At 67.3% G+C, this 12,122-nt stretch carries 10 protein-coding genes; 7 read left to right on the forward strand and 3 right to left on the reverse strand.

The genetic code is table 11. From position 1 onward, the window contains the following. Positions 1-121 precede the first annotated feature (121 nt). Positions 122-1,336 carry an ABC transporter substrate-binding protein gene (locus ACOZ4I_RS01440; protein WP_424002294.1) on the forward strand — a complete coding sequence of 405 codons (1,215 nt, stop codon included), beginning with the start codon at positions 122-124 and terminating at the stop codon, positions 1,334-1,336. A gap of 971 nt (positions 1,337-2,307) precedes the next feature. On the opposite strand, the gene ACOZ4I_RS01445 is transcribed toward ACOZ4I_RS01440, so the two are convergent. Both ACOZ4I_RS01445 and ACOZ4I_RS01450 read right to left on the reverse strand, forming a co-directional pair. After that, positions 2,308-4,053 carry an excinuclease ABC subunit C gene (locus tag ACOZ4I_RS01445; RefSeq protein WP_424002296.1) on the reverse strand — a complete coding sequence of 582 codons (1,746 nt, stop codon included), beginning with the start codon at positions 4,051-4,053 and terminating at the stop codon, positions 2,308-2,310. 33 nt (positions 4,054-4,086) lie between these two features. Next, the gene (locus ACOZ4I_RS01450) at positions 4,087-4,713 is read right to left on the reverse strand and encodes a hypothetical protein (protein WP_424002298.1); all 627 of its coding nucleotides are present in this window, start codon (positions 4,711-4,713) and stop codon (positions 4,087-4,089) included. Between the two features lie 74 nt (positions 4,714-4,787). Between ACOZ4I_RS01450 and ACOZ4I_RS01455 the strand changes: the two genes are divergently transcribed. Beyond that, positions 4,788-5,294, forward strand: a complete 507-nt coding sequence (locus ACOZ4I_RS01455) for a hypothetical protein (RefSeq protein WP_424002300.1) — start codon at positions 4,788-4,790, stop codon at positions 5,292-5,294. 21 nt (positions 5,295-5,315) lie between these two features. On the opposite strand, the gene ACOZ4I_RS01460 is transcribed toward ACOZ4I_RS01455, so the two are convergent. Then, positions 5,316-5,513, reverse strand: coding sequence for a hypothetical protein (locus tag ACOZ4I_RS01460; RefSeq protein WP_424002302.1), 198 nt, complete (start codon positions 5,511-5,513; stop codon positions 5,316-5,318). A 172-nt stretch (positions 5,514-5,685) separates the two neighbouring features. On the opposite strand from ACOZ4I_RS01460, the gene ACOZ4I_RS01465 reads away from it, so the two are divergent. The 5 genes from ACOZ4I_RS01465 to ligA all read left to right on the forward strand — a co-directional run bounded on the left by ACOZ4I_RS01465 (position 5,686) and on the right by ligA (position 12,028). Continuing rightward, entirely contained in the window at positions 5,686-6,798 is a 1,113-nt protein-coding gene (locus ACOZ4I_RS01465; RefSeq protein ID WP_424002304.1) for a pyridoxal-phosphate-dependent aminotransferase family protein, read from the forward strand. A gap of 161 nt (positions 6,799-6,959) precedes the next feature. Then, on the forward strand, positions 6,960-8,561 hold the full coding sequence (locus tag ACOZ4I_RS01470; protein ID WP_424002306.1) for a methyl-accepting chemotaxis protein: 1,602 nt from the start codon (positions 6,960-6,962) through the stop codon (positions 8,559-8,561). After that, positions 8,554-9,276: a rhodopsin gene (locus ACOZ4I_RS01475; protein ID WP_424002308.1), complete on the forward strand. Its 723-nt coding sequence runs from the start codon at positions 8,554-8,556 to the stop codon at positions 9,274-9,276. Before ACOZ4I_RS01470 ends, ACOZ4I_RS01475 begins: the two co-directional genes overlap by 8 nt. Before the next feature lie 286 nt (positions 9,277-9,562). Continuing rightward, the gene (locus tag ACOZ4I_RS01480; protein WP_424002310.1) at positions 9,563-9,835 is read left to right on the forward strand and encodes a HalOD1 output domain-containing protein; all 273 of its coding nucleotides are present in this window, start codon (positions 9,563-9,565) and stop codon (positions 9,833-9,835) included. A 108-nt stretch (positions 9,836-9,943) separates the two neighbouring features. Continuing rightward, entirely contained in the window at positions 9,944-12,028 is a 2,085-nt protein-coding gene (gene ligA / locus ACOZ4I_RS01485) for an NAD-dependent DNA ligase LigA (RefSeq protein WP_424002312.1), read from the forward strand. The last annotated feature ends 94 nt before the right edge of the window (positions 12,029-12,122 follow it).

The following is a 12,122-nucleotide window of genomic DNA, read 5'->3' on the forward strand; positions in this document are numbered from 1 at the left end:
TCCGGCGGATGGGAGCGGTGTCTCCGCGGCTGCCGTCGCCGTTGCGTCGACCGGGGCGCCTCACGATTTAGGCCTGCCGAAACTTCGAAATCGGTTTAACGCATTAGGCGAACCTAAAACTATGTCACAGGACGAAGCACTGACGCGGCGCGAGTGGCTCGCGTACGGCGGCGCAGTCGTCGGCGGCGGGCTACTGGCCGGGTGTAGCGATACGCAAGGAGCCAGCGACGCGGAGACGACGCAGACCGCGAACACGGCGAACGGTGGTGAGCCGACCCAGACACCGTCGCAGACGGACCAATCGTACACCGCTTCGATATCCCCGGTCGGCGAGGTGACGTTCGAGTCGCCGCCGGAGACCGTGTTCACGCGGCTCACCCACCACGCCGACATGGCGTTCGCGCTCGGCCGCGGGGACTCGGTCACCGCCATGCACGCGCCGGACTACTACGACGGGCTGTGGAACCAGTTCGTCGAGCGGCTTCCCGGCGTCTCGCTCGACTGGTCCGGGCTGTACTCCTCGTGGGAACCGAGCAAAGAGCAACTCTACGAACTCGACAGCGACGTGCACCTCGCTGACCCGGCGTGGATCGTCAAGCAGGACGCCTGGAGCCAGTCGGACATCGACGAAATCGCCGAGAACGTCTCCCCGTGGTTCGGGAACTCCCTGAGCGACCGCCACCAGCAACCACCGGACGCCTGGGAGGGGTCCTACGAGTACTACACGCTGTGGGAGCAGTTCGAACTCGTCGCGGAGGCGTTCCAAGAGCAGGAGCGGTACCAGGCGCTCGCTGCGATCCACGACGACCTGCTGTCGACCATCGAGTCGGGCCTCCCGCCCGAGTCGGAGCGGCCGACCGCGGTGATGCTCGCCTCGGCGGATCTCGACGAGATCTGGGCCTACACGATGGACCAGCCGGGCTTCCTGACTGCACACACCCGCCCGCTCGGACCCCGTGACGCCTTCGAGGGAGCGATCGAGACGAACTCGACGGTCGACTCCGAACTCCTCTTAGAGGCGGACCCCGAAGTGATCTTCTTCCTCGGGGGACTGGAACCGGGAACGAGTCTCCCGAAGCGACGGGAGACGTTCAACGCTGACCCGGCGGCCGCGGAGATCACCGCGGTGCAGAACGACCGGATGTACGCGCAAGGGGCCCGATACCAGGGTCCGATCCTGAACCTCTTCCAGCTGGAGATGACGGCGAAACAGCTCTACCCGGACCAGTTCGGCCAGTGGCCGACCTACGAGGAGGGCCCCTATCCCGAGATTCCCGAAGACGAACAGCTCTTCGACCGCCAGCGGGTCGCGAATATCATCAGCGGCGACTTCTGACGCCGCATCGCGACGACTCGATTCGGCACCTGCACGGCTCCGTGATTCTCTCGCAACCGCGCCCGAGTAGCGACTCCGCCGACCGCTCGCGAATCGCGTGCGTCGACGTGACCGATTCGTGGCCACTACCTCGATTTGATATAGCGAGATAAGATATACGACTGTGTACTGTCGACGACTCACCGACCACTCAAGACACGCCGAAGTGCTCTGTACCGGCGACAATCGGAAGATTCGGACAGTGATGCTCGCACCCCGGCGGGACAGGACTCCCTCGCGACGGACCGTCCGACTGGTGTTCGCTTCGACGTAGCTGTACCTGTTGACCGTGGCGTCCCGCACGTCATCGAGGCTCGGAGTTTCATCCCGGACGAAACCTTGCGAGTCAATATCACGCTTGGTCGCACTTGGCGCGACCCCTCCGAGCAGGAGAGGATTCGCTGACCAGTTCGTTCTCCGGCGACGCCGCCGGGAGACGGTACCCCACGCCGGAGGTTTCCTGGGTCGTCGTCGGTACCGTGGTGTCGGCCTGACCCCAATGCGTGCTATCTCGTGACATTCGATGACCCACTTCGTCAGCCACAGCGCACCGCGGTGCTGTCTTGGCTCCGGGGCGTGGTATCGTAGTGCCACGCCCGTGCCCTGCCCGGAGATTCCGCGGTCTCGTCGCGCGGAGGAGTTGGTACCTTCGTTGTGCGCCTGCGAGTCGACGAGTACTCCCGGGAGGGGTGACGGTCTCGGCATCCGGTGGTGCACCAGTCACTCGCTGTCGAATGGCCGAGATCCATCACGCCGTCTCGGCGGACAACTCGCCCGGCAGACTCTACTACATCACGCGCACGCGAGGTCCGACCCATGATCCCGAGCCCGAATTCGAGCGAAACACCGGATTTGCTAGCGCAGACAGTCTCTCAACGGTATTTCTGTGTTCTGTCCACTCTGTCCGATAAACCATTATCGGCGATACGAAATCAGCCGAGGCGCGTCTGGATCGTCTCGGCGGTCTGCTCGCCAATGCCGTCCAGCGCGGTCAGTTCCTCTCGCGAGGCCGCTCGCACGCCCGCGACGCTACCGAACCGGCGGAGCAGTCGCTTCCGCGTCGCGGGACCGATTCCGGGCACCTCGTCGAGCGCCGTCGACACGTCGTCCCGGAGCGTCTGGTGGTACTGGACGGCGAAGCGGTGGGCCTCGTCGCGGACCCGCTGGAGCAGGTGGAGGTGTGGCGCGTCGTCGTCCCAGTCGTACACGCGGTCGGCGGTTATCACCAGTTCCTCGTCTTTGGCGAGGGCGACCACCGGCACGTCCCATCCGGTCTCGGACAGCGCGTCGCGGGCGGCTCCGAGCTGTCCGTCGCCGCCGTCGATGAGTAACAGGTCGGGGTCCGGCCGGTCGTCGCGGTCCTCGACGGCGCGCAGCGCCCGCCAGCGAACGAGTTCGCGCATGTTCGCGTAGTCGTCGTTTCGCTCGGTGAGCTTCTTCCGGCGGTAGTCGCTCTTCTCGGGCGACCCGTCGACGAAGGCGACGTTCGACCCGACGACGGAGCGGCCCTGGGCGTGGCTCACGTCGAAGCCCTCGATGCGGGTCGGGCGGTCGATACCGAGCGCGTCGGCCAGTCGCCCGCCCTCGTCGTCGCTCCGGCCGCGCTGACGGGCGTTCTTCAGCGCGAGGTCGACCAGTGTCGCCTCGCGGCCCGCGCCGGGGACCGACAGCGTCACGCCCTCGCGCTCCAGCCACGACTCGATGTCCGGGTCGGCGGGGTCCTCTGCACACAGGATCCTGTCGGGAAGCTCTCGCTCCGCGTAGTACTGCGGGATGAACGCGCGGTAGACGCCGGCGGTCCCCTCGCCGTCGGGGGCCGCGAGCGTGTGGCGGTCGCGCTCGACCAGTTTGCCGCCCTCGGCGTGCAAGCGGGCGACGATGGCGGTCTCGCCTTCGACGGCAGCGCCCAGCACGTCAGTGCTCCGGTGGGTCGCCGAGTCGCTGACCGCCGCGTCGCCCTCGCCGTGGAGCGCCTCGACCGCGCCGAGCTTGTCCCGGAGGTTCGCCGCGCGCTCGAACTCCTGTGCCTGTGCGGCGGCCTCCATCTCGCGGCGCAGCGGGTCCGCGAGCACACCGGTCTCGCCCTCGAAGTACCGCCTGACGGACTCGGCGTCCGCGGCGTAGTCCGCCTCGCTGATCTCGCCGGTGCAGGGCGCGGTGCAGATGCCCATCTCGTAGTCGAGGCACGGGCGGTCGCGGTTGCTGTACTTGTGGTCCGAACACCCTCGAAGGCCGTAGGTCTCTCGCAGCGCCTTGACGACCGTCTCGACGCGCCCCTTGTCGGTGAACGGCCCGTAGACGGTCGCGCCGTCCTCGGGGTCGCGCGTCACCTCGATGCGGGGGACGGCGTGGTCGGTCAGCTGGACCAGCGGGTAGGACTTGTCGTCTTTCAGCCGGACGTTGTAGGGCGGCCGGTGGCGCTTGATGAGGTTCGCTTCGAGGAGCAGCGCCTGTGTCTCCGTGTCCGTGACGGCGAAGTCGACGCCGTCGGCGCGGTCGACCATCTTCGCGATGCGCTCGCTCCGGGGATCGGCGTACGAGCGCACCCGGTCTCGCAGGTCGACGGCCTTCCCGACGTAGAGGACGCGGCGCTGGTCGTCGACGTCGCGCTCGAACAGGTACACGCCGGGCTCTCTCGGGAGCGCGCCGGCGCGGTCTCGGACCTCGGCGGCGTCCATCGACTGGAGGTTAGCGCTCGGCGGAGTTGAACGTCACGCCAGCGGGTCGTCGGGCGGGGACGAGCCTGGGTCTCGTTCCTCGGCCGTTGCGGCTCCCGGCACGATTGCGGCCTCGACGCGGTCGGCGAGGCTCTCGTCGTCGGGCGCGGCGAGTTCGATGTCGTCGTCGCCGGCGACGCCGATGACGAGCAGGCGGTCGCGGCTCCAGAGGTAGACGGCGAAGACGACCGCGGCGAAGGCGAGTCCCAGCGCGCCGAACAGCCGCATGAGGTCGTCCAGCTGGGCCATGAGCGTCACCATCGTCTGGAGCATCCCCATCATGCCACCGATGCCGACGGCGCTGGCGGCCCCGCCGCTATCGAGCGAGATGTTCCCGACGAGACCGTCGAGGCTCACCGTCATCCCGGCCCCGACCAGCACGCCGCCGACGACCAGCGCCTTCACCGCGAGTTCCAGGAACTGCCAGTCGCCTCTCGTCGTCACGGCGACGCCGTCGACGTTCGGCCGGTCGACCTGGTGGAAGTTCGCCCCCTCGCGGTCCGGCGTGAACGCGAGGACGCGGTGGCTCGTCACCACGACGCCGCCGCTGTCGAGGCGGACGGACTCCTCGATCGCCTCCCCGTCGTACAGGAGGCGCTCAGCCCGTTCGACCCAATCCATACCCCCCGTTGCATGCCGACGACATTGAATCCTCCCCCCGTAACGGCTAACTGCCAGCCCGTGGACATGCTCCTATGCGCGAGGATCCCCGCTGCCCCCACTGCACCGAGAAAGTGAGCGCGACCGCGAGGTGGTGTATGCACTGCGGCCGGGACTTCGACGCGCCCGTCGACGCCGGGTCGCTCGGTTCGAGTACCACCGCCGACATCGAGACGGCGATGGAGTCCGGGGACTTCTCGGGGCTGCTGGTGTCGTTCGAGGAGCACGACAGCGGGCCGCTGCTCGTCGGTATCGCGCTCGGCGTCGTTGCGCTCTTTACCCTCCCGTTCGCCTCGCCGGCCGGCGTGACGCTGTGGTATCTCCTCGCCGTCGTGGGTATCGGCTACGTCGCGGCTGACGCCGATTCCGTCGACGCGGCCCTCGACCGCGGCGCGAAGGCGCTCGCGCTCACGCCGTTCCTGCTGGTGTTCGTTCGGATCATCCTCTCTGGATTCATGACCGTCTCCGTCCTGTCGCTGCTCGCGCCGAGCGTCTACGCCGCGCTGGTCCTGTTCGCCCACCGGGCGATCAGTCGCCGGTGACACGGCCGTCCGCAGTCGCTCTCACTCCCCGGCGCGCTCGCGGCGCGCTTCTGCGTCAGCCTTCGAGGCCACTGGCCCGCCTCGACGGTCGATCCCTGCCGGTGTCGGGCCGTCGCCCAGTTCGAGCCCGTGTTTGGCGAGCGTGTCCGCGACCTGCTCGACCGCCCTGTCGGCTACCGCAGCGCGCTGGTCGTCGGTGAGTGGGGCGTGGCGACCCATGGTAACATGTGACGCCTAATTCGGTAAATACTTCCTGTTGACTGCAACGACCGTGTGAGTTATCGGGTCACCGACGGCACCGTCACGCGACCCGCTCGCGTCGCGTTTCCTGCCCGGTATCAAAACTACCATGCCCGCTCGCTACGAGAGGCCACCTACGAAGGTGGCTTCCGTGACCGAAAAACGCGAATATACCGACGACTACCCCGACAAGACGCTGTACATCCCGGGTCCGACAGAGGTCCGCGAGGACGTCATCCAGGAGATGGCCCAGCCGATGTTCGGCCACCGGATGGACCGGATGACAGACCTCTACACGACCATCGTCGAGGACACGAAGGAGTTCCTCGGCACCGACAACGAGGTGATCATCCTCACGGCCTCCGGCACCGAGTTCTGGGAGGCCTCGACGCTCAACCTCGTCGACGAGAACATCCTCGTCCCGACCTGCGGGAGCTTCAGCGAGCGCCACGCCAACGTCGCCGAGCGCCTCGGCAAGGACGTCGACCGCCTCGAGTACGAGTGGGGCCAGGCCATCAAGCCCGAGGACATCCGCGAGCACCTCGAATCGACGGACAAGCACTACGACGTGGTCGCGACCGTGATGAACGAATCCTCGACCGGCGTCCGCAACCCCATCGAGGAGATCGGTGACGTGATCGCCGAATACCCGGACACCTACTTCGTCGTCGACGCCGTCTCCGCCCTCGGCGGGGACTACGTCGACATCGACGAGCACAACATCGACGTGATCTTCGCGTCGACGCAGAAGGCCTTCGCCATGCCGCCGGGCCTCGCCGTGTGCGTCGTCAGCGACGACGCCTACGAGCGGGAACTGGACACCGACTCCTCGTCGTGGTACGGCGGCTTCCAGCGCTGTCTCGACTACTACGACCGGAAGGGCCAGACCCACTCCACGCCGGCCATCCCGGTCATGCTCGCCTACCGCAAGCAGATGAAACACATGCTCGAAGAGGGCCACGAGGGCCGCGACGAGCGCCACCGCGAGATGACCGAGTACGTCCACGAGTGGGCCACCGACCACTTCGACCTGTTCGCCGAGGAGGGCTATCGCTCCCAGACGGTCTCCTGCATCGAGAACACCCAGGGCATCGACGTGGCCGAGACCATCGAGGCCGTCAGCGAGGAACACGACATGGTGTTCTCCAACGGCTACGGGTCCCAGCTGGGCGAGCAGACGTTCCGCATCGGCCACATGGGCGAACACACCGTCGAGAGCATCCGGGAACTCACCGACGCCATCGAAGACGCCGCCGACCTCTAACGAGTTCCCATCGCTGATACCGAGACTACGATTCCAGTATTTTCCGCGTGCGACCCTCTGGCGGACTATGATCCTCGATTCATCGTGGTCTTTGATCTATGATTATCAAAGGCTGAACTAGCGGGGGTAGCGTTAAGTCGAGAATTATCAAACTGCCGAGTATGGCATCTCTACCGGCAGTAGACTCGATTTCCGGGCACTACAGCCGTCGGATCGGTGCGGCCCTTGGCGTCACGCTGCTCGTGACGCTCGCGTTCGGTTCCCTCTTTGCCGCCCACGCGGCGGTAAACGGTGCCGGCCTGGCAGGTATCACCGGGACGCTGTTCGTGGTAGTTCTGAATCTGGGGCTGCTGGGCATCGTTCTCGGCGGTAACGTAGCGGTCGAACTCCGACAGCTGACAGAAGCGGCAGAGGCAATCGAGGACGGCGACCTCGACGCGAGTCCCGATGTGGACCGTGCCGACGAGTTCGGACAGCTCGCGACGGCCTTCGACAGTATGCGAGAGTCGCTCGGTGCGGCCCTGGCGGAATCGGAGTCGGCGCGAGCGGATGCGGAGGCGGCACAGGAAGACGCCGAGGCGGCCCGCCGAGAGGCCGAAGCGTTGAACGAAACCCTCATCGAGCACGCGACGACCATCGGTGACGCGATGACCGCGGCCGCGGCTGGCGATTTCACCCGTCGACTCGAGACGGACGCCGACGTCGACGCGGTCGAGCGGATCGCGCTCGCCTACGAGGAGATGGCCGACGGACTCTCCGAGACCGTCGACGAGATCCGCGAGTTCGCCACCGTCGTCGAGGACGCAAGCACGTCCGTCGCCGACGACGCGGCCGATCTCGAACGGCGTAACGCGTCGATCGCCGATGGCATCCGGGACCTCGCCATTGACATCGAGGGGCAGGCCGAACAACTCGAAACCGCGGTCTCGGAGACGAACGACCTCTCGGCGACCATCGAGGAGGTCGCCTCGACGACCGACGAAGTCACGCGGCAGGCGGGCGACGCGGCCGACGTTGGGGAGACCGGCGCTCGCCGCGTCGAAGACGCCATCGACGCGATTCAGGGCGTCGAGAGCGCCATCGGCGAACTCGACGAGATGATCGCGGAACTGGACGAGCGGATGACCGACGTGGAGTCGACGACCGGCATGATCGACGAGATCGCCGAGCAGACGAACATCCTCGCGCTCAACGCCAACATCGAGGCCTCCCACGCGGGCGATAGCGGCGCGGGGTTTGCCGTCGTCGCCGACGAGGTCAAAGATCTCGCCGAAGAGACCCAGAGCGCCATCGACGAAATCGAGTCGATCATCTCCGGGGCCCGATCGGACGTCGACGATGTGACGGCCGAGATGGACCACACCAGAGAGCGGATCGAGACGGGCGTCGAGACGGTCACCGCCGCCGGTGACACCCTGTCGAAACTCACCGAGACCGTGGACGACGTCGACGACGCGATGGGAGAGATCTCGCACGCGACCGACGATGGTGCGAGCGCCACTGAGGAGGTAGCCGCGACGGTTACCGCTGTCGGCGACGCCGCCCGCGAGGTCGCGGACCACTCCCACGACATTGCGAGTACGGCCCACGAGACCGCAGAGACGATGAGCGATGTCCGCAAGCGCGCCGATGACCTCGCTGGCCGGACGGAAGAACTGCTCGAGCGCCTGTCCTCCTTCGAGACGCGCGGTGACGTCACCGGCCCGACGGACGGACAGCAGTCCGGCGACCGGCGGGCAACTGCAGGTGGTGACGATGTTTAGTCCGTCTGCCGTCTACGGGACGTCCGCCGTCGTCTACGCGCTGGCGCTGGTGGTCCTCGTCACTCGACTCCGCGGTATGGCGAACGAGCGACGACGCTACTGTTACCCCGTCGTCGCCGTCCTCGTCGTCTCCATGCTCTGTAGCGTGCTCGTCACGGCCGGAATCGGACAAATCCCGGTGAACGGAGCCGAAGTCGACGTCCCCGGACTGATCGACGATCTGATCACGTATCCCGTGCTGTGGGGCGTCGCGGTCATGCTCGCCGGAGTCTCACGTCGAACGCTCGCGGCCCTCGCCGCCATCCCCGTCACCCAGGTGCTCGCGTTTCAGGTCGCGTCCGTCATCGGCGGACTCGTCGGTCTCGTCGGCCTCCTCGTGGTCGTCGGCGGCCACGGCGTCATCGCCTATCTCCTCCTCGGTCCGATCTGGGCGGACGCGCGGGACGTTCCCGCCAAACAGCGGCTCCTCCACTGGAAGTCACGGAACCTCCTGTTGTTCCTCGTGGGGATGCTCATCGCCTTCGCAGTCCTCTCGCTGTTCGGACTGTTCGATTCGTTCGTCGTCGTCGCACTGGGACAGTACGTGGACGTCCTGATCCGCGTCGGCGTCGCCAGCTTCCTGTTCGCCAACGTCGAGTCGATCGCTGTCGGAACCCTCGACGGGATGCCCGACGACCGCTCCGGCGCACTGACCGAAACGACCGGCGCGGACTGAGCGCGGCTTCTCCGGTCTGTCCACGCGCTATCGCGTCAGTCCCGACGAGCTTTCGACCCGTCTTCTCCCGCCCAACGTGGTATACGTTATCACTTCACGACATTCAGTGAGGCAGAGCGCCCGTGGCCGGCAGAGACCGAGATACGGGGCTGGAATGTGGGCGCTCAACATCGTTAGAGGTGTTTTCAGAGTCTGATAATGCTGGGGAGAGTATATTATCCCCCTGACGCAAAGATGTAGGTAGCCCAGTATGAGTAAGAGTAACCGATGGAGTGGGGACCGCGATGTGGCAGGACAGACGAGCGTCACCCGAAAGCAGTTCGACTGGAGCGAGACTCGACCGAGCATGGCCGTCCCGGAGTACATCTCCGCGATCACGGGCCGCGAACAGACCGACTTCGCGCCCCTCTACGAGGCGATCGACCCCGAGGCGCTCGACGCGCTCGTCAAGTCGGACTCGCCGGTGAGCGTCTCCTTCGAGCACGCGGGCCACTCGATCACAGTTCGAAGCGACGGAGAGGTCGTCGTTCAGACGGTGACCGCCTCCATCGGGCGGTAAGGACGATCCCCCGTACCTCCCGTTCTCCCGATTTTCTCCTCCACCGGTTTCGCCGACCCACGTCGGCGTTCACAGCGGCTTTGTAGCCGGGTCTCCCAGACTCGACAAATGGTTGCTGTCGACGACTCCGCCCCCGCGGACAACCCCTACGTCGCGGATCCGCCGACCGAGTTCGACCCGGTCGGGGACCTCGACGCGGAGCGGGCCCGCGAGCAGGCCGAGGCGCTGCGCGAGGCGATCCGCTATCACGACCACCGGTACTACGTCGAGGCCGACCCCCTCATCGGCGACCGCGCCTACGACGCGCTGTTCGCCCGCTTGCAGGACCTGGAGGCGGCCTTCGACCTCGACACCGACGGAAGCCCGACTCAGCGCGTCGGCGGCGCTCCGCTCGACGAACTCCCCGAGGTCGAACACATCGCGCCCATGCGCTCCATCGACCAGGGTGGCGAAGCGGCCGATGCGCGCGCCTTCGACGAGCGCGTCCGCGGCGGACTGGGGGTCGACGGCGTCGAGTACTTCTGCGAGCCGAAGTTCGACGGGCTCTCCGTCGAAATCGTCTACGAGGACGGCGTCTACCAGCGCGCCGCCACCCGCGGCGACGGCGAGGTCGGCGAGGACGTGACCGAGAACGTCCGCACGATCGCCGCCGTCCCCCAGCGCCTGCGCGGCGACTACCCCGAGTTTCTGGCCGTCCGCGGCGAGGTGTACATCCCGCGCGAGGCGTTCACCGCCTTCAACCGCGAGCGCGTCGAGCGCGGCGAGGACCCCTTTGCGAACCCGCGCAACGCCGCCGCCGGGACGCTCCGCCAGCTCGACCCGTCGGTGACCGCCGAGCGCCCGCTGTCGGTGTTCTTCTTCGGCGTTCTCGACGCCTCGATCGACTTCCAGAGCCACGCGGCGATGCACGAGCGCTTCCCCGAGTGGGGGCTGCGGGTCTGCGACCGGACGGCCGTCGTCGACGGAATCGACGCGGCCATCGACTACCGGGACGCGCAACTCGACGCCCGGGACGACCTCGACTACGAGATCGACGGCGTGGTGCTCAAGGTCAACGACGTCGGTGCCTGCGAACGGTTGGGCTCCACGTCGCGCGCCCCCCGGTGGGCCTTCGCCTACAAGTTCCCGGCCCGCAAGGAGGAGACGACCGTGCGGGACGTGGTCGTCCAGGTCGGCCGCACCGGCCGGCTCACGCCCGTCGCGCTCATGGACCCCGTCGAGGTCGGCGGCGTCACCGTCTCGCGGGCCTCGCTGCACAACCCCTCGCAGGTCGCAGATCTGGGCGTCGGCATCGACGACCGCGTGCGGATCAAACGTGCCGGCGACGTGATCCCGGAGGTCGTCGAGGTCGTCGAATCGGCCGGCGACGGCCACTTCGAGTTTCCGGAGACCTGCCCGGCCTGCGACAGCCCGGTCGAGCGCGACGGCCCGATGGCGTTCTGCACCGGCGGCCTGACCTGCCCCGCCCAGCGCGAGCGCAGCATCGAACACTACGCCAGCCGCGACGCCCTCGACATCGAGGGGCTGGGCGAGAAGGCGGTCCGGCAACTGCTGGACGCCGGCCTCGTCGCGGACCCAGCGGACCTCTACGAACTCTCCGTGGCGGACCTCGCCGACCTGGAGGGGTGGGGCGAGACGAGCGCAGCGAATCTCGTCGAGACGGTCGATGCGAGCCGCGAGCCGCCGCTCTCAGACTTCCTCACCGCGCTGGGCATCCCCGAGGTCGGGAGCGTCACCGCCCGGAACCTCGCACAGGAATTCGGGACGTTCGACGCCATCGTGGCGGCCGCCGACCGCGGCGACGTCGCGGCCTTCGAGGCGGTGCCGGACGTGGGCGAGACCGTCGCCCGCTCCATCGTCGACTTCTTCGAGGGCGAGGGCAACCGCGCCGTCATAGAGCGCCTGCTCGACCACGTCGACCCGCAGGCCGCAGAGGAGACCGGGGGTGACGCGCTCGACGGCCTGACGTTCGTCTTCACCGGGTCGCTGGACGGGTACACCCGGAGCGAGGCCCAGGAACTGGTCGAACGCAACGGCGGGTCGGCGACCAGCAGCGTCTCGGGCAACACGGACTACCTGGTGTGCGGCGACAACCCGGGCCAGCGAAAACGCGACGCCGCGGCGGACCACGGCGTCGAGACGCTCGACGAAGCAGCGTTCGAGGCCCTGCTTTCCGACGCCGGCGTGCTGTGAGCGGCGGGTCGGGTAGTCACGGGACCGCCGCCGCCGATCGCGATTGCTGACGGAGGCGGGTTCGACGTGAGCGCGCTCTCGATCCGTCGTCTCG

It is taken from the genome of Haloarcula salina (assembly GCF_049603855.1).
Lineage (GTDB): Archaea > Halobacteriota > Halobacteria > Halobacteriales > Haloarculaceae > Haloarcula > Haloarcula salina_A.